The sequence below is a fragment of the Glutamicibacter arilaitensis Re117 genome, assembly GCF_000197735.1.
GTDB classification, from domain to species: Bacteria; Actinomycetota; Actinomycetes; order Actinomycetales; family Micrococcaceae; genus Glutamicibacter; species Glutamicibacter arilaitensis.
In genome coordinates this window covers 1,655,150-1,681,524 of record NC_014550.1, presented here as the reverse complement: position 1 = coordinate 1,681,524, position 26,375 = coordinate 1,655,150, and the positions used below count along the sequence as shown (strand labels likewise).

The window sequence follows — 26,375 nt, the reverse complement described above, 5'->3', positions numbered from 1 at the left end:
TGTTGAGCCTTTAGCAACGCCGCTGGGATATTTCCCCACCAGACAGTCACTCAGCTGGGGCGCGATCCATCTTCTGACCAATGACAGTTGAAACACCATCTCCACGCATGGTCACGCCATACAGCGCGTCAGCAACTTCCATGGTCTTCTTCTGATGAGTAATCACAATCAGCTGCGAAGATTCACGTAGCTCTTCAAAAATCGTGATCAAACGACCCAAGTTCATATCATCCAGGGCGGCTTCAACCTCATCCATCACGTAGAACGGTGAAGGGCGTGCCTTGAAAATTGCCACCAGCAAAGCAACTGCGGTTAGCGAGCGTTCACCGCCAGAGAGTAGAGAGAGTCGTTTAATTTTCTTACCTGCAGGGCGTGCTTCAACTTCGATACCTGTGGCGAGCATATTCCCTGGATCGGTAAGAACAAGCTGTCCTTCTCCCCCAGGGAATAGCCGTTCAAAAATGCGTTTGAACTGTACCGCGGTATCTTCATAGGCCTCGGTGAAGACTCTCTCGACATGGGAGTCTACATCAACGATGATCTGCTGGAGATCGCTACGAGACTTTTTGAGATCTTCCAACTGCCCGGATAGGAACTTGTGGCGTTCTTCAAGCGCAGCAAATTCTTCCAGCGCCAACGGGTTGACCTTACCCAGAGCAGAAAGATCCTTCTCTGCTTTCTTCAGGCGTTTTTCTTGCTCACCGCGATCGTAGGGTTTGGTTCCAATCGGATTACCATCTTCATCTACGTTCTGACGCAGTGAACCCCATTTATCATCTTCGTCAAGAGCCTCAGGGATCAACTGGTCCGGACCGAAGTGAGCGATCAGATGATCTGGGGTGTAGCCCAGCTCCTCCAACGCTTTAGTCTCTAAGTTTTCGATACGCATGCGCAATTCAGCGCGAGCCATCTCATCACGATGTACGGCATCAGCCAGACGCGTCAGTTCAGCCGATAGCTGTTCCGCTTCGGTACGTTGACTGCCGATCATCGATTCGAGTTCCGTCTTCTTGACAGAAAGCTCGTCGCGCTCCTGACTTGCCATTGAAGTAGAGACTTCAATGAAACGCAATACGCGCTCAGCAGCCTGTTCAACACGATTAGCGTTAGCAGCCTGAGCCTTTCGCTGTTCCGCTAGGCGGGCTGCCACTTCACGGTGATTGCGTTCAGCCGCAGCTGTACGACGCAGCCCCTCGATGCGAGAGCGCAGTGCTACCGCGCGTTCTTCGCTACTACGTAATGAAAGACGTGCTTCCAGCTCCTGCTGGCGTGCCGAAGCAGCAGCGTCAACTAGGACTGCCCGCCCTGCATCATCAACTGTTTCATCGTCTTGCTCGGTAGAGGCCAGCTCCATACGCTCGGTAATCTCTTCCAGAGATTCCTGCTCGATCTCAAATTTTTCGTTGAGCGTCTCTAGTTTGAGCAACAGCTTCTGTTTGGAGGCCTGCGTCGTTCGCAGTTTCTCCCCCAGCCGAGCAAGGTAGGAAGAAAGTTCTTCAATAGTCGCGTCAGATTCATTTAATGCAAATGCCGCTTCATCGCGTGCTTGTTGAGCAATCGATAGTTGGGGACCGCGCTGGGCAAGCTGTGATTCTATGGCGCCGAGTTCTTCCCGGCAGGATTGCAGCTCGGCAGTAGTCTGCTCTACCAATGCCTGCTGGGCGATTAGCGAAGCACTAGCTGAATCCCCCACTGCGCTTCGAGCTGCGCTGACAGATATTCCCTCTAGCGTTGTTAGTTGAGCTGAAGGATATTGGTCAAGAATGGCCTGCAGCTGGCCAAGATCTTCAACAATGTACTGACCGGAAAATAGTCGCTCCAGCAAGGCATCAAGTTCTGCTGGAGCGCTCACAACTTCTCGGGCAAAGACGGCATCAGGAATTACCGGCATTGCATTGAGCGGCGCTTGAATATCCGTGTGCAGGAAAATGGCACTGGCTTGTTCCGAGTGCAGCTGCGCAACAAGGTTCAGCGCAGTTGAGGTGTTTTCTGCTACCAACGCTTCAGCGTTATCTCGCAGAATCGAGGCCACAGCTTGTTCATATCCTGCTCTAACCGTCAGCAGCTCACCGAGACGTCCCATTAGCTGCGCAGAAGTTGATTCCAGCAGCTTGGCAGACTGATCGTTTGGCTTGCTATTCAGCTTCAGGGCTTCAAGGCGAGCAGAAAGACCCGAAACTCGTACAGAAAGTTCTCGCTCACGTTGATTATCATTGCGCTGGGCAGTATCAAGCACGCTAAAAGCGTTTTCCGCCGATTCAAAAGCTGAATTCAGCTGTGCTTCAGCGCCCATGTGAGTTTCAAGGTCAGCTGAAATCTGGATGTATGACCGTTGGTCCAATTCCACATCAGAATCAAAGGTCTGCGCGTTTTCTTGTAGCCGGCCAATTTCGGCGCGAGTGACATCCACACGGCTACGTGCCGAGGCTACCTGCGAGGCAAGTCGCGACATGCCTTCGCGTCGGTCAGCTGCTGCACGGAGCATTGTAGCCATCCGCTGTTGCTCGGCACGGGACGCTTCTTCTGCTTGCTCTTTGGCTTCGACAGCTTCAGCAAGGATTTCGTGGCGGTCCTCCAAAGCTTCTTCCAGCTCTTCGAGTTCTTCGCTCATACGCTCAGCTTGGGCTTCAAGGCGCTGCGGGTCTCGGCTTGAGTCGAAGTGTGTCTCGTTGCTCTGCAGTAGCTTTCCACGTTCTCGCGCCAACGCGGAAAGGGAACGGAATCGTTCAGCCTGAGTGCTCAGCGACACCCATGCTTCTTGCACAGTACCGAGACGCGGGCTGAGCAGCTCTAGTTTTGAGATCAATTCGGCTAGGTGTTTTCTACCCCGCTCCAGACGAGCATTCGCGTCATCCTGCTGAGCCTGAATTCTTGATTCATCATCGATGTCTTGGGCAAGCTTATTATTCAGCGTCACGAGGTCATCAGCGAGCAATCGTGACTTTGCATCACGAACATCCAGCTGAACTGTCTTTGCACGGCGGGCAATTTTGGCTTGTCTGCCCAAGGGGGCAAGCTGACGGCGTACCTCGCTGCTGAGGTCTTCAAGTCGATCCAGGTTGCCTTGCATTGCCTGAAGCTTGCGAAGTGTTTTTTCTTTGCGTCGGCGGTGCTTAAGTACACCCGCCGCTTCCTCAATAAATCCTCGACGGTCTTCAGCCGTGGCATGAAGAATCCGGTCTAGCTGCCCCTGTCCTACGATGACGTGCATTTCACGGCCAAGGCCAGAATCCGAAAGCAGTTCTTGGATATCCAGCAGGCGGCAGGAGCTGCCGTTAATCGCGTATTCTGAACCACCGGCACGGAACAAGGTACGTGAGATTGTAACTTCAGCGTAGTCAATGGGAAGCTGACCATCAGTGTTATCGATGGTCAGGGAAACGTGAGCACGTCCTAGCGGCGCACGTCCGGAAGTACCAGCGAAGATGACGTCTTCCATCTTGCCACCACGGAGCGTTTTGGCACCTTGCTCCCCCATCACCCAGGACAGCGCATCTACGACGTTGGATTTCCCGGAACCGTTTGGTCCCACCACCGCTGTCACGCCTGGCTCAAACTCAAAAGTGGTCGCTGAAGCAAAAGACTTGAATCCGCGAACGGTGAGAGTCTTAAGATGCACGGCGTGAAGTTCCTAAGTTTGGGTCAGGTCGCTAAGGTTGGTTTGACCAGTTAAACTCAACCCTACGTCGTAATTCTAGCGAAGCATGGTGGGGATTCTCTGGTTCTGCTCGCAAATCTCAGCAAGAAAATCGAGGGATAGATCATTCTATGAGCGTTCTGACACAGATTGACCAGTGGCCGTCCGGGCATGCGGTAAGCGTGGTGGTTGACGTATCTGGCCAGATCATTGACCAGCATGGCGATACTCAACATGCCTTCCCCTTGGCTTCAGTGACTAAACTGCTCAGCGCTTATGCGTTCCTCGTGGCGCTAGAAGAAGAAGCAATTTCACTCGATGAGCCGGCAGGCCCCGAGGGATCAACAGTTCATCATTTACTGGCACATACTGCAGGCTATGACTTTGACAGTGAGACAATCCGCTTTGCTGTGGGCACCAAGCGTGGATACTCGAATACGGGATTCGATAAGCTCGCGGAGCATTTGGAAGCCCAAACCGGCATTTCCTTGCCAGAGTATGCTCAAGAAGCAGTATTCGCTCCATTAGGAATGAACAACACCGTGATTGCCGGTAGTTGTGCAAAGGATGGTCGGTCCACGGCAGCCGACCTTGCCAAGTTTGCAGCTGAGTTACTGAATCCAACAATCTTGGCCAAAGAAACATTGGCTGATGCCACACGTGTGCACTTTGAAAATCTGGCAGGTATTTTACCAGGTTACGGCCGACAAAATCCAAACGATTGGGGCCTCGGCTTTGAAATTCGTTCAACGAAAAGCCCTCATTGGACTGGCGCTTCGCACCCAACTGATACTTTTGGGCATTTTGGGCAGTCGGGAACCTTCCTATGGGTAGATCCACAGCATGGGTTGGCTTGCGTCACTCTGACCGACAAGAATTTCGGTCAATGGGCCGTAGATGCTTGGGCACCGTTCAATGAACAGGTATTGCAAAAGCATAGCTAGCCTGGTTGCAGCGCCGGCTGCCTTTTTAGCGATCACGGACATGGTTGGAATGACACACCATCGACCCAGAAGTTTTATGATCTAGGCGAACCCTCAGAATCTGTTCTACTGGGCAAATTTGTGAACAATACGGAAGAGGATCAGATCCAATCACTAGTGATCGACCTGATGCTTTTCCGTTCTAAAACTTTAGGTTGAAATTCAGCGCTTTCGCGGACGCGGTTGGCATACCGGACAACTGTAGGAAGATCGTCCCATAAATGGGTCACGCCTAATCAAAGAATCCCGTCCGTTTTCCAAGCAGCGGGCACAGGCCTTTCCTTCTCGCCCATACGCGTTCAACGACCGCGCGAAATATCCACTGGCTCCGTTGACGTTGACGTAAAGCGAGTCGAAGCTGGTTCCGCCAGCAGCTAGGGCGCGAGTCATTACATCAACCAAGGCGTCGTTGAGACGGTCTACCTCTGGACGCCTAATGGTTGCGGTATTCCGTAATCCTGAAAGGCCCGCTTGCCAAAGAGCCTCATCAGCATAGATATTTCCCACACCGGAGATAATCCCTTGGTCTAAGATGGCCCGTTTGAGCTGAGTCGTTCGCCTCCGAAGCGAAACGTACAAGTCCTCTGGGGCACGGTGAGGGTCCATCACATCTCGCGCAATATGAGCAGCAGCTTCAGGAATTGTAGCCCTAATCGACCCTGCGCCGGCGGGTAACGCATCCGCAGTCGCTACCAATGGGGAAAGGAACATTCCACCAAAGATACGCTGATCAACGAAACGCAACTCTCTAGGGAAAACAGATTTTTGGCTTAGCGAAAGCCTGACTTTAAGATGTTTCTCATCTGGCGCATCGGGTTCTTCCACCAGTAGCTGTCCACTCATCCCGAGATGTGCAACGAGTGCTGTTGGGGTTTCTAGACCTTCAAGGTCCATCCAAAGAAATTTTCCACGCCTCACCACCGAAGTGATAGTGCACCCAGTCAAAGTCTGCTCGAAGTCATCTACGCCATCAATGTGGCGACGCACTGAACGAGGGTCCAGGACTTGAACGGATTGCACCGTCCGAGCGCGGATCCACTTGTCCAGTCCTTCACGGACCACTTCAACTTCAGGTAGCTCAGGCATGGTTACGCTGACTATCCCTTGGGAAGTACTTCGCCAGGGTGAAACAGAAGCCAAGTATTATGCGCGGCTTCCTGTTCAGCTTCTTTCTTCGAAGGACCATGTCCTTCACCGTAACTCTTTGCGCCAATGCACAATTTAGCTACATAGGTACGTGCATGGTCTGGGCCAGAGCCGGTGACTTCATAGCACATTTCACCAAGCTTTTGGGACGCGACTTCTTCTTGGATAACGGTTTTCCAGTCTGTAGTTGCACCCAACAAGCGAGGATCTTCAAGCAATGGAGTTACAAATCGAAGTACTAAGGCACGAGCTTCGTCCATGCCTTGGACCAGGTACGTGGCACCAAGAATTGCTTCCATGGTGTCAGCTAGAATCGAAGACTTATTTGCGCCATTGGACTGTGATTCGCCTCGGCCAAGGAACAGGTGTTCGCCAACTTCGAGATCACGGGCAATCATGGCCAGCGCACGAGTGCTGACAATCGCCGCACGGCGCTTAGCCAAATCACCTTCCGGAAGATCCGGGAAGCTAGCGTAGAGGTATTCTGCAACGCAGAAGCCAAGAATGGAGTCGCCTAGAAATTCAAGCCGCTCATTCGTTGGAATACCACCGTGTTCATATGAATATGATCGGTGGGTAAATGCAAGACGAAACGTCTCGGAATCAATATTGATTCCGAGACGCTTCATTAGTTCTTCTTTAGAAGACATGTCTTAGACGTCTGCGACCTTGCGGCCCTTGTACTCAAGGAACAATTCGGTACCAGCCGAGTCGGTGACAACCTTAGCCTGGTGAGGCAGGCTGTAGGTTACGCGACCGTTTTCAACGGTCTTCACCAGGTTCGGCGCGGTAGCCTTCCACTGAGAACGGCGGGCACGAGTATTCGCACGGGACATCTTCCGCTTTGGAACAGCCACGACTACTTCTCTTCTCTCTTGAATGACGTTTTATCGTTTGTCGCATCTGATGCGACATTGTCAGACAGCTGCGCTAGCGCTGCCCAACGTGGATCCAGGATCTCATGTTGATGCTCAGGATCATCGTTGAGGCTAATTCCACATTCACTGCAGAGCCCCAAGCAATCCTTCTTGCAAACCGGCTGGAAAGGCAGGGCAGTTACTACTGCACCACGCAATACCGGATCGATGTCAATCAAGTCATCGACCACCCAATACTGGTCCACATCGTCATCGTCTTCGAATTCTTCGCTCTCTTCATAGTAGAAGAGTTCTTGAATATCAGCCTCGAAATCGTACTCGATAGGCTCCAAGCATCGTCCACATTCCCCAGCAATTTGTGCCGTAGCGGTACCCGATACCAGGATTCCCTCATGTACGGATTCAAGGCGAAGATCTAAGTCAAGCTCAGATCCTCCACGAATACCGATGAGTGCATTTCCCACATCAGTGGGAGCCGGAACTTGTTCATTTAGAATATGCATCGAACCAGGCGAACGGCCCAGATCTCTGGTTGAAAAAACCAGTGGCGAGTTGCGATCGAGTGCGTCGCGTGACGACCGATCAGAACGCTTTTCGCTAATGACGACTCCTATAGAACATAATCCGACATTTCATCCTATCCCGAAACAACCGGAGAACTCAAACTGACAAACAGCGTTCAAGGCACAGAACCGACGCTTGTGACAAGTATTACTCGAACAGGCAGGTGGTCGACGGGCTACCGACGAGACTGAACGAGCCGTTCTAACGGTACGAAAGATCGCTACTTGCTAACAAAGGACTATTGCCAATAGTACTGGCGTGCTATTTGTTTTATTTCGTCAGATCAACCCTGGTCCGTAGACGACATCCCTAGCCTGGTTCGTCGAAGAATCTTATTTCTCGAAATCAGATTTGACTGGAAAATATGATTCGAGGAAGTCGTTCACGAACTCATCGTCGATAGGAGTGGCGCCAGCGACCGGCGCATCGTTGATGCAGAAGGTATCACGATCTCTCAACCTCAAAGTATTTTCCATAACCAAACGGTAATTGTTGTCACGGATGTTGATGTAGTGATATCTCAGGCCAGTGGTGATTGCTCTACCCGTAATCTGCGCATAGTAATGATGCAGCTGGTCCGCGACGATGTCTCGATGGTCACGGAATGGACTGGCCCAAGTATTTTCGTACTCATCCCGAAATTCCTCTTCCATCTGGAAGTGCACAGACTTCAATTGTGGGTGAGGGGTGTGCTTGATCGCGCGCGAAACAGTTACGTTGAATCGCTCTTGAAGTAAACGCCGAATGTTGCGGGTTAAGTTGAAATGAGGCTCGTCCAACAAAGTGGCCTCACCAAATGGCCGCCGATTATTGGAAGGTGAAACTTTCGCGATTCCCGTTGGGGTGAAGAATCGTTCGGGGCCAAGGTCTCGTCCAAAGAAGACATCGTCATTGATATAGACGTAGTGCTCGCTCAATCCGTCTATGTGATGTAACCGCGAAATGATCGAGTTGCTGTTAAAGGTTGGGAGATACTCTCCAGCTGGATAGATGTCACGATGATCAACAACCACAATCCGAGGGTCGCTGGTGTCCAACCAGGCAGGTACCTGTCCAGCAGTCACTATGAAAATTTTGCGGAACCACGGTGCAAACATTTGAAGTGACCGTAACGAATATTTTAATTCATCGCGGGAACGAAAACGCGCAGTATGGTTCGCTTCCTCGTGATATTCCTCGCCAGAAAGCTCCGACTCGCGTCGACGTTTGGTCTCTAACCACGCTGGGTCTTCACCGTCTACCCATGTGTACACCGCATCGATCGGAAAAGTGATGTCATCGATCATAGTTTGAGTCAGTACTTTGGGAGTGGGTACTTTCCCAAAACGAGTCTCAATTTCTTTAAATTCAACGTCTGACTGGGATAGTAGCCGAGAGGCTCTGTTCTCCCGCGGTGCTGTTACACGCACTCCAGCCTCAGTAGGTTCAAACTTCCAAAACTCGATCTGGCAATTTCTTTCAGCACCAAATAGCAGGGTGGAGTCATTGAAACACCGAGGACTAAAAATCGAGATGACGTTTTGGTCATCCCAGACGCTATTGCTGGCAAGTGTTGACACCGGCAAAACGGTAGTTCCATCTTCGCCTGCTGCGTATACCGGCGCACCGTCGTCGATTCCGCTAAGCACCTTCCGAGCACGTGATTTTTCATCGTCTCTCAAAGCTACGATGCCGGATTGAAATTGATCAACGCCAATAAACCACCACTGTATTCCAGCGTCGTTAAGCTTTTTGGTCACTAGATCGAATGACTCTTTTGCGACTGTGCTGGGAAGGACAGGTGTATCAACTTTCCACTGTAGTCCTTTGTAGCTGCGTACGTCACAGATGAAATTCACGTTCCGATCACGGTGTAGGAAGAGCTTTAGACGTCTCTCAGCAACACCGTAACTTTCGAGGCCACGTAATCCTGCAGACCTAAGCTTGATGTAAAAATCTACCGGTAGTGTCTTCTTAACCGCAGTCTTTAGATTCGTTAACGATGGTTTCGGTAGTTGCTTCTGCATGTCTTGAACTTCAATCTTTCTATTTGTCATTCAATGGTCGGCGAGGGTAACAGTTTTAATCTTGGGTTAGAGAGCCGCGATTTAGGATCCTACAAAGGTTCATATCAGTAGATAGAAACGGACAAGACCCACACGATATCTTAACCTCGCGTTGTTCGTCTCCGAGAGTCAGAGGATACCGAAGAAGTTAACTACGATAGACGACGATCCCTAAACTGCGATTATGATACCGGGCAATGCGGGTCAAGGATGGTACAGCCGTCCCCGTGGTTGGGTCCCTTTAAGCATCCAGCAGCTATGCGATAGCTAACTGATTCTCTCTAACCCACTCATCCCAAAACCGGGACGGCGTCAACCCATCCAAAGACCCATGCGGACGCTCATGATTGTAAATGTCTTTCCATTCATCAGCCAAATACTTCGCTTCCACCATAGTGTCCATAATTTCCCCGGAAAGCTGTTCACGCCGGAACTGCGCATTGAACGACTCGATAAAACCGTTCTGCCAAGGTGAGCCCGGATCGATAAACGCAGTGGACACCCCCACAGTGTTGCACCAATCCACCAGCGCGCCAGCAGTGAACTCAGGCCCGTTATCACACCGCACAAACGTTGGCTGGATCCCAATTTCATCAATGATGTCCTCCAAAACAGCCACCACATCAGCAGCTTTAAAAGACCTGCGGGGATTGATCGCCAAAGCGGTCCGCGTGTACTCATCAATGACATTGAAGAACCGGATATGACGGCCACAAGAGGTGACATCCGACTGGAAATCAAAGCTCAGTACATGCATCGGGTACTCGGCGGTCAACCGATTCTGTTCCCCAGCGTCTGGGCCGGTGCGCCGCTTCTTTCGACGCTTGGGCTTACAGACCAAGCCTTCTTCTCGCCATAATCGTCGGATGCGCTTGCTGTTCAAGACAGTGTCTTTCCATCGTTCGGTGGCCAGCAAGTGCCAGCGGGCTTTGCGCCATCCCCACGTTGGATGGGTCTGCTGAAGGTTTGGTTGACACTTCGACCGCATAACCCAGCTATGGTTATGCTCAAACGAAGGAACAAAACCATGCCAAGAATCTTCACCGAAGAATTCAAGAAGGACGCCGTCGCTCTCGTCGAATCGGGGATATCCCAGAAGCAAGTCTCCGCGGATCTGGGAGTCTCAAAGACAGCCCTGCAAACCTGGGTCCGCGATGCCCGCTACCAATCCCACGGAATGACACCGTCCTCCGATGCTGACGAACGCAAGGAAATGTCCCAAGCGCTCAAACGCATCCGGGAGCTCGAAATGGAGAACGAGGTGCTGCGCAAGGCCGCAGCCTACCTTTCCCAGTCGCATATTCGTTCCCCAAAATAATGGGCCGGCTCGTCCAAGAATTAGCCGCCAGAACAGGTAGGAAACATATTCCTGTGGCCCTGTCTGTCAGGCTGGAGTGAGACCACTGATTCATAGCAAGTAAACCTCCCCTCAGACAGGGCGAGAACAGGTACAACCGCCATCATGAGCATCGATTCCATCCACCCCACCCCGGGGAACATGCCGGAGAATGGAACTATGGACTCCATCGATTCGCGCCCAGAACAGCCCCGCCGCAGGAGCATCAGCCCAGCCCAGAAACTGGCTTACCTCGACGGCTACGAACAAGCGATCCAAACCGGCGAGGGCCGAGGCTACCTGCGCGCCAACGCCTTGTATTCCTCGCAGATCGTTGAATGGCGCAGGCTACGCGACGCCGGAGTCCTCGGAGATTCAACCAGCAACAGCTTCCCGGCCCGGTCCAGTAGCCGGCTGAGCAAGGAACAAGCGGAAATCGCCCGACTGAAAAAGCAGCTAGCTGCCAACGAGCAGAAGCTTGCAACCACCCAAACCGCGTTGGAGATCATGGGAAAAGCACACGCGCTCTTGGAACAAATCTCGAAGAGCGCGGATTCCAAATAGCAGCCCAGGACCTCCTGTCCCACGTTTATGAACAACTGGTCACCGGCGGGGTATCAACACGTCAGGCCAGCTCGCTGGCCGGGGTCAGTAGGGCGACGATGAACCGCCGCCAAAACGCTGCCCGCGCAGGGCGAGCACTGCGGGCTACCGCTCCTCGCCCGGCACCAGCGAACAAGCTCACCGCGCAGGAAGAAACCACGATTCTGGCAACGCTGAACAGCGAACGGTTCGTGGACCAAGCCCCAGAGCAGATCCACGCCACGCTGCTGTCTGAAGGGACATATCTGTGCTCGGTATCGAGCATGTATCGGTTGCTGCGGAGGGCGAAGCAAGTGGCTGAACGCCGTCGACAGGCCCGTCATCCAGCACGAAAGGTCCCCGAGCTGGTCGCGGATCAGCCTGGAGAGGTGTTCACTTGGGATATCACTAAGCTGGCCGGCCCGACGAAGGGCGTGTATTTCGACGCGTACGTGATGATTGATATCTATTCGCGCTATATCGTCGGTTGCCAGGTCCATACTCGTGAATCCGGGGAGCTGGCGCGTGATTTCATTGCCGGGGTGTTCGCCAAAGACCAGGTGCCGAAAGTTGTGCATGCCGACCGCGGCACCTCGATGACCTCGAAACCCGTGGCGGCTTTGTTGGCGGACTTGGACGTGCTCAAATCGCATTCGCGGCCGAAGGTCAGCAATGACAACCCGTTCAGTGAGGCGTGGTTCAAGACCTTGAAGTATCTTCCGACATTCCCGCAGCGGTTTGGATCACTTGTTGATGCCCGGGCTTTCATGGACCGGTTTGTTCAGTCGTATAACGGGCACCATCGCCATTCGGGGATTGGGTTCCATACGCCTGCTGATGTTCATTTCGGGATGACTGGGCATGTTGATGACCAGAGGTTGGCTGCATTGCAGAGGGCTTGGGATGAGCATCCTGAGCGTTTTGGGCGGCGCAGGTTGCCGAAGAAGCTTCAGATGCCCGAAGCGGCGTGGATCAATGAGCCGGTGAAGCGGTTGGAAGGACAAGAAATGCAAGCTGGTTAACACTCATTGGTCTCACTTGACTTGAAAATTTCCGTGGCGGTGACGTGTCGGGTCTTGGGATTCAGCACCCAGGCGTACTACAAGTGGTTGAAGAGCCCTGTCTCAGCCCGGGAAATCGAAGAGCGGGAGTTGATCGGCAAACTGCATGAGCTTCATGAGGAAGATCCCGAGGGCGGGTACCGGGTGTTGGCCGATGATCTGGAAGACGCCGGATACCAGGTCTCCGAGCGCCGGGTCTGGCGGTTATGCCGCAAGGCAGGGATCCGCTCAGTGATCAGCAAACGCCAGCGCAAGCACGTTCCGGCGGGCCCTGCGGTGCATGACGACTTGGTGCAGCGGAACTTCACCGCTGACCAGCCTAACCAGTTGTGGCTGACCGATATTACAGAGCACCACACGAGCGAAGGAAAGCTGTATTTGTGCGCGATTAAGGACGTGTTCAGCAACAGAATCGTGGGGTACTCGATTGATTCGAGGATGAAGGCCCACCTGGCCGTCAACGCCGTGGAAATGGCTGTGGCGCACCGTGGCCACCCGCGCGGGGTCAAGGTCCACAGCGACCGTGGCAGCCAGTTCCGGTCTAAGAAATTCACGCAGGCTCTCGAACGTCACGGGTTGGTCGGTTCGATGGGCAGGGTCGGGGCAGCCGGCGACAACGCGGCCATGGAGTCGTTTTTCAGTCTGTTGCAGAAGAATGTGCTGGACCGCCGTTGGTGGTCCTCCCGCCAACAACTTCGTCTGGCCATTATTGGATGGCTGGAGGGGAAGTATCATCGCAAGCGTAAGCAAAGAGGTTTGGGGAGAATGACCCCGATCCAATTCGAGGCTACAATGATCGAGTCTGTCGCTCTGGCAGCGTAAACCTTGGTGTCAACCAAACCTTCAGCAGACCCGATGCTTAGACGCGACAGCCCTCAAGCCGGCTCGTAGCTGCGCTTCGTCAAAGCTCATCGGTGTTTTTTTTCTTACGTAGTGCAGAGCGGTTCTGGCCCAGAACTTGGCAAGCGAAGCGTTCGGACGCCCCGAATTTTTTCATCGCCATCCGTACAGCACGGCGGCGTGGTTCGGGGCTTAGAATTTTCCCTTGGCAACCTCAGTAAGGATGTCGTTGGCGAGCATCTGATCAGCGAGCAGCTTCTTGAGGCGCGCGTTTTCCTTCTCTAGCTCCTTGGTACGTTTGCTGGCTTCAGCGTTTTTCTCGGACCCGTACTGGTTGATCCAGCGGTACCAAGTAGCTTCAGTGATCTGAAGTTCCTTGATGACCTCGATCATCGGGTGTCCGTCGTTGAGCATCTTTTGTCCTTGACGGACTTTAGCGATGACCTGGTCTGGTGTGTGTCTGCGTGCCATTGTTTCTGTGATTCCTCCTGTGTCCATGGTCGGACACGAGTACTCACATAGTCACTGGACTACTCTCTGGGGACCCAACCACCCGCTTCCATCACGAAAGATCATGTACCCTCGGATGCCTTAAGGCGCCTACGGTTGGAAATCAGAAATCTTTAGTTGTAGCAAAGCAGCCGTTGGCCCCGAAAAATCGAGACCAACGGCTAGCCACTGCAAAACGAGATAGATGTACCAGAAACTGAATTAGTGTCGTGGCTACAAGTTATTTCTCAACGACTAATTCAGGCATTGGATGCATCCACCGAAGTGCGCAAAAGTGGAATAAAACTATTAGTTTTGCTCCGTTATGCGTAGATAGGCCTCTGCATAAGTCAACGGACGTCGAAGATTTTCGATTGCAGCGGTCACTCTTTCACATGATCCCGCATCTGGGTCTGCAAACGTCTGATGTACGCGTTCGCTAAACTCTTCTACCGGGTGGAAATCGTTGTTCGCGATGTCGTTGAGAGAAGCGAATAGCTCGTTTTGCGACACAGTGACAGGACCCAAGCCCTTATCGTCATAGCTCCAATCCCCCTGCCTAAATACATGGTTTCCGGAGAAAAACTCGTCCCGGTCAAACTGATAATAGATGACTGGGGTTCCGATATATGCGCCGTCGAAAGCAACCGATGAATAGTCGGTGACCAACACTGCTCCCTTGACCAGAAGCGACTGAACGTCAGTATCCAGGTAGCTGTAGACAGTTACGTGCTCAGGAAGATTGAAATCCTCGAGGTACGGACGCATATTTGGATGAGGCATGAAGGCAACATTCAAATTAAACTTCTCCGCGAAATCACGCAATTCGTCTGATTGCAGGAATCCTACCCACGATTCAGCATACGTTGACTCCCAGAAATCGGCGAGGGTTTCGCGCAAGTTACCACCGTCAACAGCTTCACCCAACAGCCAACGACGCCAAGTCGGCATCACTAGTAACGTCTTCCTGTCTGACTCTGGCAAGTCCAACGCATCGGAAAAGAGTTTGTCGAACCGAGGCATACCGGTAAGAACGGTGTCCTTGCTGCTGAACCGATATGGACCGAAGTCATCTACAAAATCAGAATACTCGTGACTCGACGCGGTGATGAGCAAGTCAATTGGCTTTCGGTTGAGCCATCTGGAAACGTCGTCTTTGCTGACCCCATGCTGAAGGAAAGTGAACTTCCATGGGAAGGCCTTATACAACTTGGGGGTGAACGGGTGGACTATGTAGTGATCCACCTGCGAAGAGACCAAGTGCGTGGTGCAAAGTAATAGAAGCAGATGTTCGATCGATCCGTGCGGAACCAGCTTGAAGCCTTCATTAGCCAAGCGTTGCCAATCGCTTGAATCGCTCGTCAAAACAAACCACGCGTTGATATCTGGACGCTGCTTCGCCAAGTAACGGTACAGGTGTTCAGCGTTGTCGTGCGCTTCAGTATCTCGATCGATCAGCGTCCACGAGTTCTTGAAAAGAGAACTTATCTTAGAACTCTTCGAAAGACCAAGGATCACTTCTCTTTGGAACTTATCAAACGAGTCGAAGTCCCCCTGCAAAGAATCTACGAATTTCTTACCGGCGCCATGTGCCTTACCGAAAAGGTCTACAACGGAGTCTCCTCCTGTGTTCCCCTCGCGGGAAATAACGCTTTCGAGCGAACGCACCGTATTGTCGACAGTCCAGCTGTCGTACTTTCGCAGGCCCGACTTAACGGTATCTTTCAAAGCTCTCTTTGAGCTTCGTAGCAGTTCCCTGCGCCAACCAGCATTACCCGAATCTTGGAAAGTCGGTTCCCCAACTACGGGGACAGCTGTTTTATTGAGCTGTCGCCAAATTTTGGACGCAGGCAACCGATAAGGAGCATCAGGGAATCCGCCTGGAGACAGAGGAATACGATGACCGTCCAGGTCAAGTGACAAAGTACCGGTGGCTGGCAACCACGCGATACGCTCGTACATCATGATTTCACCGAAAAGTGTGTATTTCTGAACAGTGGCATGAATTGGCTGAATTTCAAATCCGCGTGCTCGGAACGTCTCAACGGGTAGTTCGCCGGAGAAATAGTACCTAGCGCGTACGATTTGCTTATCAACATCTAGAGCGTTTACGGAAACATCAGTGTACTGAATTGGCTTAGGTTTGAAACGCTGCAGCAGTTCCTGTCGGTGGTACCAATTCGTCTTAACCACGCGGAAATCTGCAATTACATGTTCGTCAACAAGCGCAATGATTTGTTCCAAGTACGTGTGGAACTCCTTGGCGAGCTGCGGATCAATATTCGCCGTCGCGGAATGCATTCGGTCATCTTCGCGCAAGTACCAAAAGATGTCGTACAGAACTACGTTCTGAACCCATTCAGGGATACGTACTAGTTTTTCCTTAGCTTCTTGAAGCAGAGCTAGGTATCCGTACTTTGGCAGATCTATATATTTTTCTGGCTTTTGCCAGCTAGTCTGCACGAGAGAGGATCCATCGTTCCGACGACGGTAGCAATACTTAGCTTCACGCAACATGGTTACCTTTGGCGAGGTAACACCCATTAAATACTTAGCGGTAAAGTGCGCATCTTCGAAGTTTGGCTTTACTCGTGAATCGAACTCGATTTCTAACTGTCGAATCGTGGCAATACGGTAGAAACCAGTTGCCGCTGACAAATGGATGTAGTCCGGATGCCGGTTCAGTTCAACTGTCTGACTCTTTTTCTTGAATCGCACTCGAAGTGGGTGCGTATCGGTTACTTCACCCGTCAAGTCATCCATGAACTGAAGATTAGTGACGATTAGATCGGTACTCGTACCGTCTTTGGTATCGAGGGTGTCTAAGACTGTCTCTAAGTACTCAGGGACAAGAACATCGTCGGGATCTGGGAAAGAGACCCAATCTGTCGACACATGCTGTAAACCTGTATTTCGGGCTGAGCTAGGGCCACCATTGGGCTTCGATACCACCTTTGCTACAACGTCATTCTTTTCAATCCATGCCTCAATGATCTCGACTGAGTTGTCAGGCGTACCGTCATTGACAAAGATGAGTTCCACACGGCGTATATCAGCAGACTGCTGGATCAGGGAATCCAAAAAATCCGGCAAATACTGCGCTACCCCGTAGACAGATACAACAAATGAAACGAGCGGATTTCTGTCGTACTTTTCCATGTAGATTATGCTTCTCCTGTTTTGACGATGAAACGTGTGCCTTTCGAAGGCCGGCTCAACTGCCCATTATGCCCTAGTCTCCTGTAGGAACTCGGAATATCCCTACGTGTCAGGCTGGAACGGTACCAACGCCACACAGCAAATCCACTCCAGCACGTAGGGCGAGAACCAGGAAATCATCCTCAATGCCTGACCTAGCCACAACCACCATAGGACAAGATAGTCCTATGACTAATCCCGGACCCCGCGCCGGTGGACCGTCCCGACGCAGGACGTTCACCCCAACCGAGAAACTTGAACTGCTTGCCGGTTACGACGAAGCTATCACCGAGCAGAAGGGCGGCGCCTACCTGCGTGAGCATGGCGTGTATTCCTCGCATATCACCGAATGGCGCAAACTACGCGATGCCGGCGTCCTCGAAGGAAAAACAGCCGGAACCCGTCTCGGCAAGCTCAGCGCCGAACAGGCCGAGATTGCCCGCCTACGCCGCCAGTTAGAGGTGAGTGAGGGCAAGCGGAAACAGACGGAAGAAGCCTTAGATATCATGGGAAAACTCTCGGCGTTCTTCGAGAACGCCATCAACGAGTCGCAGGACGAGGCGAAGTCCAAGAAGAAATGAAAGCCGCGTACCAGCGGTTGCTTGACATCAAGATCCCGCAACGGAAAGCCGCTGTCATAGCGGGCGTTTCACGCACCACAATGAACCGCAAACCGAGCAAGCCGCAGGATACTCCGCGTCCGGCGCCACCGAACAAGCTCAGCCATGTTGAACGGGCTGCGATTCTAAGTGCTTTGAATAGCCCTGAGTGGGTGGATATGGCCCCGATGCAGGTCTATGCGAAGCTACTCGATGAAGGTCAATATTTGGGTTCTCTTTCATCGTTTTATCGGGTGCTCAATGAGAACCGGCTGGTCAAGGAACGCCGCCGTTTAGCGAGGCATAAGCCGCGTGCGATCCCAGAGCTGGAAGCTAATGCACCAGGTGAAGTCTATAGTTGGGACATCACAAAACTGGCTGGTCCGGTGAAGGGTAAGTACTTTGACTGCTATTTGATGGTCGATATTTATTCGCGGTATATCGTTGGCGCGCATGTGCACGCAACCGAGTCCGGCCAGCTAGCCGTGGAGATGATGAAAGAGATCTTTGGCGTCCATGGAATCCCCCTGGTTGTTCACGCGGACCGCGGAACGAGTATGACGTCGAAGACGGTCGCGGCTTTGCTCTCTGATTTGGAAGTGACTAGGTCGCATTCGCGGCCTCGGGTCAGCAACGACAACCCCTACAGCGAGTCGTTGTTCAAGACTTTGAAGTATGCTCCGCAGTTCCCTGAACGTTTCTCTTCATTGAGTGATGCGCGCTTATTTATCAGTGAATTCGTGCAGTGGTACAACCATGCTCATCAGCATTCGGGGATCGGGTTGCATACGCCGGCGGACGTTCATTTTGGGTTGGCTAATTCGGTCGCTGCGAAACGTTCACAAACGCTGGCAGCGGCTCGTGCGCGGCATCCTGAACGCTTTAGTACGTCGCAGGATCCGAAGATTTTGGCGATGCCTGAAGCTGCATGGATTAACAATCCGAAGGATCGGGCAGTTCAGGCTGCTTGATAGTTATTTAGACTCGTGTTGGTACCGTTTGACTTGAAAAATTCCGACCCGCTGGCAAGATAGATGCCACCCACCAAGATGTGACTCATCAAGACTATGTCTTCACTGAATTCTGGATGACTTTTCAACGACTCGTCCGTCTTGATGGGTGGCGCCAATCCGGCCACTTGATATGGCTTCATAGAAGGTCGTCCGCGCCCCCTGTCTGTCAGGCTGGAGTGAGACCACTGATTCATAGCAAGTAAACCTCCCCTCAGACAGGGCGAGAACAGGTACAACCGCCATCATGAGCATCGATTCCATCCACCCCACCCCGGGGAACATGCCGGAGAATGGAACTATGGACTCCATCGATTCGCGCCCAGAACAGCCCCGCCGCAGGAGCATCAGCCCAGCCCAGAAACTGGCTTACCTCGACGGCTACGAACAAGCGATCCAAACCGGCGAGGGCCGAGGCTACCTGCGCGCCAACGCCTTGTATTCCTCGCAGATCGTTGAATGGCGCAGGCTACGCGACGCCGGAGTCCTCGGAGATTCAACCAGCAACAGCTTCCCGGCCCGGTCCAGTAGCCGGCTGAGCAAGGAACAAGCGGAAATCGCCCGACTGAAAAAGCAGCTAGCTGCCAACGAGCAGAAGCTTGCAACCACCCAAACCGCGTTGGAGATCATGGGAAAAGCACACGCGCTCTTGGAACAAATCTCGAAGAGCGCGGATTCCAAATAGCAGCCCAGGACCTCCTGTCCCACGTTTATGAACAACTGGTCACCGGCGGGGTATCAACACGTCAGGCCAGCTCGCTGGCCGGGGTCAGTAGGGCGACGATGAACCGCCGCCAAAACGCTGCCCGCGCAGGGCGAGCACTGCGGGCTACCGCTCCTCGCCCGGCACCAGCGAACAAGCTCACCGCGCAGGAAGAAACCACGATTCTGGCAACGCTGAACAGCGAACGGTTCGTGGACCAAGCCCCAGAGCAGATCCACGCCACGCTGCTGTCTGAAGGGACATATCTGTGCTCGGTATCGAGCATGTATCGGTTGCTGCGGAGGGCGAAGCAAGTGGCTGAACGCCGTCGACAGGCCCGTCATCCAGCACGAAAGGTCCCCGAGCTGGTCGCGGATCAGCCTGGAGAGGTGTTCACTTGGGATATCACTAAGCTGGCCGGCCCGACGAAGGGCGTGTATTTCGACGCGTACGTGATGATTGATATCTATTCGCGCTATATCGTCGGTTGCCAGGTCCATACTCGTGAATCCGGGGAGCTGGCGCGTGATTTCATTGCCGGGGTGTTCGCCAAAGACCAGGTGCCGAAAGTTGTGCATGCCGACCGCGGCACCTCGATGACCTCGAAACCCGTGGCGGCTTTGTTGGCGGACTTGGACGTGCTCAAATCGCATTCGCGGCCGAAGGTCAGCAATGACAACCCGTTCAGTGAGGCGTGGTTCAAGACCTTGAAGTATCTTCCGACATTCCCGCAGCGGTTTGGATCACTTGTTGATGCCCGGGCTTTCATGGACCGGTTTGTTCAGTCGTATAACGGGCACCATCGCCATTCGGGGATTGGGTTCCATACGCCTGCTGATGTTCATTTCGGGATGACTGGGCATGTTGATGACCAGAGGTTGGCTGCATTGCAGAGGGCTTGGGATGAGCATCCTGAGCGTTTTGGGCGGCGCAGGTTGCCGAAGAAGCTTCAGATGCCCGAAGCGGCGTGGATCAATGAGCCGGTGAAGCGGTTGGAAGGACAAGAAATGCAAGCTGGTTAACACTCATTGGTCTCACTTGACTTGAAAATTTCCGAGCCGGCCTGGACTCAGAAGCGGATCGAGTATGAGGACATCTACTATTCGTCTGACGACGCCATTTCCTAGCTAAGGAGATTCGTTGCGCACGGTGTCAGCGATGTTGTGAGTTTGGTTGTAAGCGATGTGCTGATGCCGCGTGTCTACGATGTCCTGAGTTTGGTTGTAAGCGATGTGGTGAGTTCGTGTGTAAACAAACTACCGAGTGATTACATCCGCTAAGCCGTCTATGAACGTGGCAGAACCTAGGACGGCTGACAGGGAACGTGCGTAGGTACTTTCCTCAAAGCCTTCAAGGAGCTCTCGATTTCCGCGTTCGTCCGCCACCGTCAATAGGCCAGCTCGCCAAGTCGGCGAAAGCACGACGGTTTTAACCCGCTTTAACGATTTGCTTGGGTCGTACGCCGTCAGTGCATCGTGACGCGGAAAACCAGTCAGTGCAACTTCCTTGGCTGTGAACTTGTAGGTGTTCGCGTCGCCGACTATCGATTGGTACTCATCCCGCGTAGCGGTGATGAGCAGATCAATCTTCTTGCTATTGAACCAAGCTGATTGATCATGCAAGGTGACTCCATGCTGCAGGAAAACAAACTTCCAAGCTTGAGGGACCTTCAGCCCCTTCGGGAACGGGTTGGTGACAAATCGATCGAGGTGGGAGGATGCGTAAACCACTGCATGCCCCAGCGCTGCATAGTGGCTTCGGCTGCCGTATTCGAGCAGTCTAAACCCTTCGTCTTCCAAGCGCTGCCAGTCGGCTGATTCTTTCTCCAGCACGAACCATGCGTTGATCTTTGGGTTCTTGGCGCGCAGATAACGATAAAGATGCTCAGCATTGTCATTGGCAACACCTGGACGGTCCATTAGCACCCAGGACCCGCCGAACACATAGGTAGCACGTGGGGATTCGATGTAGTCCTTCAGCCGTTGCAACGGGGTTTTGCGTTGTGGGAGGCTCTTGCGAATTGCTGCCACACGGTTTTTAACCGTGAATTCTGCCAGGCCAATGGCGCGTTTCAACTTACTACTGTTTTGCCGCCCGCGCATGATGGGCAGTGTTTCCTCGCTGCCCTTATCGAAATGCCGTTGTACTTGGATGGGTCGAATCGTAAATACGGGCCGGGGAGTACGCCCAAATACCAGCGGCGTCATCACACCGTCCAAATGGATGGTGAACGTTCCGTTCGATGGAATCCAGATGTGACGGTGGAAGAACAGCACTCGGCCCATCAGGCGCACAGCTTGGCTTTTAGCCATTTTTGGCGCGACCAAACGTCCACGGTAAGTGATTTCCTCCCGAGGAAGAGCACCGCTGTAGAGATACTCCAGTCGGGTCATTTCCCGCTGCGGGTCATGCTCGATGATGTTGATCTGCGACGGCCTGGAATTGGGGTGCCTATAGCCGAGCAACAAGGCATTGCGCAGTTCCTGGTCTGTTGGCATGACTTCGAAGTCGCCGATTGACTCATCGTCGATTTCAGCCAGAATTTCAGACATGTTCCGGTGGAAAATCTCCAAGTGCTCAGCAGTCAACTGTTTGGAAGGAGCACCTACTCGACGGTCGCCTCGGTAGTACCACAGCGTGTCGTATAACATCATGAACTGCAGCCACTTGGGCACAGGATGTCCGGCAGCTTTACATTGAGCAATCAAGTCCAGATGCCCATATTCAAGCACCTCTGTGTACTTTTCGGGTTTTGTCGCACCGATCTGCACCGACGAGTTACGGGCCGCTCGAATGCGGTAATTATAGACCGCAGTATCGACATATCCGATGCTCGGAACATCTTGATCCAGCAGATAGCTCGCGACATAGTGCGCGTCTTCAAAACTGAATCGGAGCTCCTCCGAAAAACGCAAAGACATTCGTTCAGCGGTCATCCGGTTGACGATAGCTGTTGGCCCATGCATGTGGAAGAAATCTGGCGATCGGTTGAGATCAACAACTCGAGTTCCGTCTCGGAACCGGCGCTTCAACGGGTGGCTGTGTGAATATGAATCAGTGGCCTCGATATAGCTAACAAGACGCGTAGCGTACATCGCCGGCGGATTGTCGGCATTCAGTTTAATATTGGCGAATACTTCGCTCAAATAAGCTGGATCCAGAAAATCGTCCGGGTCGCAGAAAGTCACCCAAGTTCCACGAGCCGATTCCAAACCGAGATTGCGGGCCGAAGCTTGCCCTCCGTTGGCCTTGGTCAGCAAACAGGATGGAATACGCGTAGTAGCCATCCACGTCTTAATGATCTGTTCAGATTCATCGGGTGAACCATCACTGACGAGGATCACCTCGATTTTTTTGGGATCCACGAGCTGTGCGTCGAGGGAGCCGAGGTAGGCCGGAAGATACTCGGCGACGTTATACACCGCGGAAATGATCGAGATGACTGGTTCTACCGTCTCGCTGTAGGTCGTCGAACTGCTTTCCTGCATTATTCTCTTTCGTAGTGTATTTGCTGGACGCACGTTGAAGTGCATTGATCACTGTGCGTGCCAGCTCTTACCGTAGTCATCCGTACTGAAACCAACATCCAATTAGATCTTAGTGGTTCCTAACTCAGATTCAGCTGATCCGCGAAATGCCGCTTTCAGTGAAGATACTCATCATTCCGGCTTGCTCAACTCGAATGTCGATGGCAGTGGAAACTTGCTCGCAAGGATTTCCCGAGCCAGAACTGAACGCCTGTCGGCATCGCTGGACGCAAGAACTTCATTAATACAAAACATGTCAACTCCCCTATCGCGAGATAGCCTCATCAGTTCCAGCACTGAGGCTTTGGAACCAATGTCGATATACCGATAGCTAGTTGAAGACGGGTAACCCATACCCATTTGCGCTGCAAACTGGTGGACCAGTGAAGATGGAATAGACAGGTCGTTTTCTGAACGAAAACGATTCGCTGCGACACGGGCGATAGACTCTTCGAGCTCTTCATGGAGTTGGCGGTGCACGCTTAGCCGTTGCGGGTGGGCCACATGCCGAAATTTATGCGATGAAGTACGTCCGAAACGTTCGACAACAACGTTCCGGTTATTTACAGCTGCCTGATTGACTGGGAGCCCAGGGTCTTCAGCCTGCGCGAAATGCGAGCTACTCAGGCTGTATTTGGCCTGCCCTGCTGGGCCGAAAAAGGCATTGGGGTAAAGGTAGCGCCCAAAGAAGACGTCATCATTTACATACAGAAAATGTTCGGCTAAATTTGGGATGTTGACCAGCTGTGATTCAATTGCGTGCGAATTGAATGTTGGCAGATCAGACTCTGGATCGTTGAAGATCGTCTGGTGGTCAACAAGCACCAGCTTAGGGTGCTCTTTCACTAACCAGGAAGGGCGCTGCCCGGCCGTGACCAAATGGATCTTATTGATCCATGGCAAATTCAATTCCAAGGAGCGCAGAGAATATCTAAGTTCATCGTGTGACTGGAACCTAGCTCTGTTCACTGAGCTGTCGGTCATTTCACGGCCAGATGCTCCCAGGGCATCCTGATAGGCCGAAGCCCATTGCAGATCCTCTGCATCGACCCAGGTGTAAACCGCATCAACGGTTCCGCCAAAATCATGTACGTCTACAGGTTCTTTGATCAGCCCTGGGAACACCTGCCAGATAGCCCCAGCTCCGCGAAGATCAGCGATGCTTTCCGAGTGAGGCAACTGAACGCCTACGCTCCAAGCTTCCGACGCCGCGAAGGAATGCTGCCCATGCAGTTTCCGCACAATCATGCCCGAGGCTTCAAAATCCCGCCTCAGGCTCTGCCAGTCCTTTGCTGCGACGCACAGCGGCATGTCTTTTGAAGCTCGCGAGAAGTCAATCTTTCTGCGGCTGGCAATCTCGATCGATTTGTGCTCTGCGCTGCGGCGAAGATCTGGAGCTGTGCGCTGTACGTCTGTGGAAGATGCCGCCAACGACCGCTCCAGAACTTTGCTGATAATCGATTCAGGCACAGCTCGACCAATTCTTCCTCGCCATCCTGCGAGCATGATCTTCCCCTTTTAAGTTTGTTCGGCTACACAGGGCGCCTGCGATGTTCTAGCTCAATTCCTTGACAATTTGGCTGAGCGTATCAAGAGTGTTCTTCAAGGATTCAACATGGCGCTCGTCATACTCGCTGAGTACGCGCTTCATCTCGGTCGTTGAAATGCCTGCGGTGCGCGGCAAGTAGATGACTTCCACTTCATCGCCGAGGTCGTCGAAGTGGCCTTTCCAGTCTTCGCCGATCCCGAAGACCTTGGCATCATATTTCTTGATGTCGCTCCGCTTTTGCGCCCAGTTTTCCTCAGGGATGGCTAGGTCCACGTACTTGATTGACTGGACGATCTCAAGACGCTGTTCAAATGGAACTACGGGCTTCTTGCCCTTGATCGCGTTGAACTCATCGGTGGATACGCCGACTACCAAGCGGTCGCCCTTTGCCTTGAGGCGCTTCAGGATATTCAAGTGCCCGATATGGAACAGATCAAAAGTTCCGTAAGTCAAAACAGTTTTAGTCATTGGTCCCTTTCAAAGCAACTTAGAAGCTAAGGGGTTAGCTGCTAGCGGTTACTAGTGTCCATCGTTAAATTATAGGTAAACGGCCCGCGAGGGTCATTCGAACTATCGTCTTCCACCTAAGTTTAGGGCGTGGTTCCCGATACCAGGGGCTGCCTGCCCAGCCAGCCCGCCATCCGGCTATATATTGTGCCACGGCGCTCTTGTTCCGTCGCAGGCGCAGGCACTCAATGAGCATCCAGGTTGTTGGATAGACCCAACGCAGTGGCAGTGGTAAATTGCGCCGGGCCAGCCATACCCGGTTGCGGGCGTTCAAACGATAAAACTCATCATGGCGACGTGGATCTACGATCGGATGACCGATTTGCATATCCCCGGCATACCAAACGTAAGTTCCGGTGTCCCAGACACGCCATGCAAGTTCGATGCCCTCATGTGCGTACCAGAAACCGCCGGCCCAACCGCCCGTGGCATCAAAAATATTACGGGTAGTCACCAGGCAGGTCTCCCCCACATGGAATACCTTGCTTGGTTCCAGCGCCGTGCGCTTCTTCAAGCGTGGAATCCAGCGCCTAGGATTCTGGTCCTCGTTTTCTGGATCAGTGATACGCGGCTGCAGCAGTCCCATCCGGGGATAATGCCTGAATCGCTCGACAGCGGTGATCAGGAAGTCATCATCAATGAACCATGAATCGTCATCGAGGAAGCACAGGTACTCGCCTTGTATTTGCTTCACTCCAGCGTTGCGGCCGGCCGGAATACCCAAATTTTCTGGAAGGAAATGGGTCTTGATTCCTTCCGGAATATCCGTTGGGTCCCACCCATTGCCCACGACGACGGCATCAATCGCCACAGATCGCTGGGCTAGCAAAGATTCCAAGGCACGCTTGAGCTCAACCGGGCGATTGCCCATGGTCAATACAACTACGCCGATGGTCGGTTTGGTCTCTGCAGGCATTACTCCCCTAGGACGGTGGGATATTCGAATTTGGCCAATCTAGGCCTTGAGGCGGGACGAGGCCATATTAGAAAGGAAGTGTCCAAAGTTCACAAGGACGCACGCAGGCAACAAAATCCAGATCATCCACTTCTCGGCGATTCCCGGCGTACCCACGATCAAAGAGATAATCGAGCAACCAAGAATGATCAAAGACAGCTCGACCGCATGAAGCAGCTTATGGAATGGCAGGAAGCGAGCCAGGGAACGCAGCTTTCCAACAAGTGAAGTTGTTGGTACCGATCTCGCGGCAGCAGTATCCGGCAACTTTCCAAGTCCTGCCATACCTCGGGCTGCATGAACCATGAGAGATTGGGACCGGTTCAAGACAAGGAGCACCGAAAGGCAGGCTGACATGAACAAAATCGGCCAAGCTTGCTCGATGGGTGAATTATCCGCGGAAAGTTCCTTGAAAACTCGATAGCCCAATGCAATTGGAATCAGTGCTTCAGTTGTGTGGTGTCCAACCATGTCAATGAAAATACCGCGTGGGGATTGCGTTGCTCTCCAGCGTGCTACTTCACCGTCGGAGCAGTCGAAATACAGCTGTACCTGAGACAAGGTAACTGCCAGCAACGGTCCCCAGATGCCAGGGATCAGCAATGCTAAAGACATGCACCATCCGGCTAGAATCATCAAGCCGGTGACCCCATTGGCACTGATACGCGTACGTACCAGGACTGCAGTGAGGTAAATGGAGATATGACGCAGGTACAGCTCTGCCGTCCAATGCTCGGCATTCTTACGGGCACGGACTTCTGGCGGC

Annotated in this window: 16 protein-coding genes and 4 pseudogenes; 6 read left to right on the top strand and 14 right to left on the bottom strand. The window is 52.8% G+C overall.

All coding sequences use genetic code 11. The annotated features are described in order from the left end of the window. Positions 1 to 46: 46 nt before the first annotated feature. Complete coding sequence (smc, locus tag AARI_RS08080; protein ID WP_013348820.1) at positions 47 to 3,619, bottom strand: chromosome segregation protein SMC; 3,573 nt, start codon at positions 3,617 to 3,619, stop codon at positions 47 to 49. Positions 3,620 to 3,768: 149 nt separating this feature from the next. Between smc and AARI_RS08075 the strand changes: the two genes are divergently transcribed. Then, positions 3,769 to 4,581 carry a serine hydrolase domain-containing protein gene (locus tag AARI_RS08075; RefSeq protein WP_013348819.1) on the top strand — a complete coding sequence of 271 codons (813 nt, stop codon included), beginning with the start codon at positions 3,769 to 3,771 and terminating at the stop codon, positions 4,579 to 4,581. Between the two features lie 201 nt (positions 4,582 to 4,782). On the opposite strand, the gene mutM is transcribed toward AARI_RS08075, so the two are convergent. From mutM to AARI_RS08045, 6 genes and pseudogenes are all read right to left on the bottom strand, one after another. Then, on the bottom strand, positions 4,783 to 5,706 hold the full coding sequence (gene mutM, locus AARI_RS08070) for a bifunctional DNA-formamidopyrimidine glycosylase/DNA-(apurinic or apyrimidinic site) lyase (protein ID WP_013348818.1): 924 nt from the start codon (positions 5,704 to 5,706) through the stop codon (positions 4,783 to 4,785). An 11-nt stretch (positions 5,707 to 5,717) separates the two neighbouring features. After that, positions 5,718 to 6,416 (bottom strand): ribonuclease III, encoded by a 699-nt coding sequence (gene rnc / locus AARI_RS08065; protein WP_041648699.1) that lies wholly within the window; start codon positions 6,414 to 6,416, stop codon positions 5,718 to 5,720. A gap of 3 nt (positions 6,417 to 6,419) precedes the next feature. Beyond that, the gene (rpmF, locus tag AARI_RS08060) at positions 6,420 to 6,623 is read right to left on the bottom strand and encodes a 50S ribosomal protein L32 (protein WP_013348816.1); all 204 of its coding nucleotides are present in this window, start codon (positions 6,621 to 6,623) and stop codon (positions 6,420 to 6,422) included. Between the two features lie 2 nt (positions 6,624 to 6,625). Then, the gene (locus tag AARI_RS19235; RefSeq protein WP_013348815.1) at positions 6,626 to 7,147 is read right to left on the bottom strand and encodes a YceD family protein; all 522 of its coding nucleotides are present in this window, start codon (positions 7,145 to 7,147) and stop codon (positions 6,626 to 6,628) included. A gap of 393 nt (positions 7,148 to 7,540) precedes the next feature. Beyond that, the gene (locus AARI_RS08050) at positions 7,541 to 9,214 is read right to left on the bottom strand and encodes a stealth family protein (RefSeq protein WP_013348814.1); all 1,674 of its coding nucleotides are present in this window, start codon (positions 9,212 to 9,214) and stop codon (positions 7,541 to 7,543) included. A gap of 295 nt (positions 9,215 to 9,509) precedes the next feature. Continuing rightward, positions 9,510 to 10,205 (bottom strand): annotated as a pseudogene (locus AARI_RS08045) (IS3-like element ISAar3 family transposase); the annotation flags it as partial. A gap of 75 nt (positions 10,206 to 10,280) precedes the next feature. On the opposite strand from AARI_RS08045, the pseudogene AARI_RS08040 reads away from it, so the two are divergent. The 3 genes and pseudogenes from AARI_RS08040 to AARI_RS08025 all read left to right on the top strand — a co-directional run. Beyond that, positions 10,281 to 10,645: pseudogene (locus AARI_RS08040) on the top strand (transposase); the annotation flags it as partial. A gap of 70 nt (positions 10,646 to 10,715) precedes the next feature. Next, a protein-coding gene (locus AARI_RS08030; RefSeq protein ID WP_157867122.1) for an IS3-like element ISAar44 family transposase occupies positions 10,716 to 12,193 on the top strand; the annotation gives its coding sequence in 2 pieces (ribosomal slippage) (positions 10,716 to 11,106 and positions 11,106 to 12,193; 1,479 coding nt in all). A 27-nt stretch (positions 12,194 to 12,220) separates the two neighbouring features. Beyond that, positions 12,221 to 13,054: pseudogene (locus AARI_RS08025) on the top strand (IS3-like element ISAar45 family transposase); the annotation flags it as partial. 33 nt (positions 13,055 to 13,087) lie between these two features. Here AARI_RS08025 and AARI_RS19230 read toward each other — a convergent pair. Continuing rightward, positions 13,088 to 13,543, bottom strand: a pseudogene (locus tag AARI_RS19230) (transposase); the annotation flags it as partial. Positions 13,544 to 13,870: 327 nt separating this feature from the next. After that, positions 13,871 to 16,720 carry a bifunctional glycosyltransferase/CDP-glycerol:glycerophosphate glycerophosphotransferase gene (locus tag AARI_RS18575; RefSeq protein WP_049862604.1) on the bottom strand — a complete coding sequence of 950 codons (2,850 nt, stop codon included), beginning with the start codon at positions 16,718 to 16,720 and terminating at the stop codon, positions 13,871 to 13,873. A 227-nt stretch (positions 16,721 to 16,947) separates the two neighbouring features. On the opposite strand from AARI_RS18575, the gene AARI_RS08005 reads away from it, so the two are divergent. Then, positions 16,948 to 18,329 (top strand): IS3-like element ISAar46 family transposase gene (locus AARI_RS08005; protein WP_157867123.1). Its coding sequence is split into 2 segments (ribosomal slippage): positions 16,948 to 17,266 and positions 17,266 to 18,329, totalling 1,383 coding nucleotides; the frame shifts between segments, so codons are not numbered across the junction. A 286-nt stretch (positions 18,330 to 18,615) separates the two neighbouring features. Further along, positions 18,616 to 20,093 (top strand): IS3-like element ISAar44 family transposase gene (locus AARI_RS07990; protein ID WP_157867122.1). Its coding sequence is split into 2 segments (ribosomal slippage): positions 18,616 to 19,006 and positions 19,006 to 20,093, totalling 1,479 coding nucleotides; the frame shifts between segments, so codons are not numbered across the junction. A gap of 234 nt (positions 20,094 to 20,327) precedes the next feature. Here AARI_RS07990 and AARI_RS07985 read toward each other — a convergent pair. The 5 genes from AARI_RS07985 to AARI_RS07965 all read right to left on the bottom strand — a co-directional run bounded on the left by AARI_RS07985 (position 20,328) and on the right by AARI_RS07965 (position 26,305). Further along, entirely contained in the window at positions 20,328 to 22,559 is a 2,232-nt protein-coding gene (locus tag AARI_RS07985; RefSeq protein WP_041648682.1) for a glycosyltransferase, read from the bottom strand. Positions 22,560 to 22,730: 171 nt separating this feature from the next. Beyond that, the gene (locus tag AARI_RS18570; protein ID WP_049862603.1) at positions 22,731 to 24,068 is read right to left on the bottom strand and encodes a stealth conserved region 3 domain-containing protein; all 1,338 of its coding nucleotides are present in this window, start codon (positions 24,066 to 24,068) and stop codon (positions 22,731 to 22,733) included. An 85-nt stretch (positions 24,069 to 24,153) separates the two neighbouring features. Continuing rightward, positions 24,154 to 24,615, bottom strand: a complete 462-nt coding sequence (locus tag AARI_RS07975) for an adenylyltransferase/cytidyltransferase family protein (RefSeq protein WP_013348807.1) — start codon at positions 24,613 to 24,615, stop codon at positions 24,154 to 24,156. 64 nt (positions 24,616 to 24,679) lie between these two features. Continuing rightward, the gene (locus AARI_RS07970) at positions 24,680 to 25,570 is read right to left on the bottom strand and encodes a glycosyltransferase family 2 protein (RefSeq protein ID WP_013348806.1); all 891 of its coding nucleotides are present in this window, start codon (positions 25,568 to 25,570) and stop codon (positions 24,680 to 24,682) included. 39 nt (positions 25,571 to 25,609) lie between these two features. Further along, the gene (locus AARI_RS07965) at positions 25,610 to 26,305 is read right to left on the bottom strand and encodes a CDP-alcohol phosphatidyltransferase family protein (RefSeq protein WP_322786112.1); all 696 of its coding nucleotides are present in this window, start codon (positions 26,303 to 26,305) and stop codon (positions 25,610 to 25,612) included. Positions 26,306 to 26,375 lie beyond the last annotated feature (70 nt).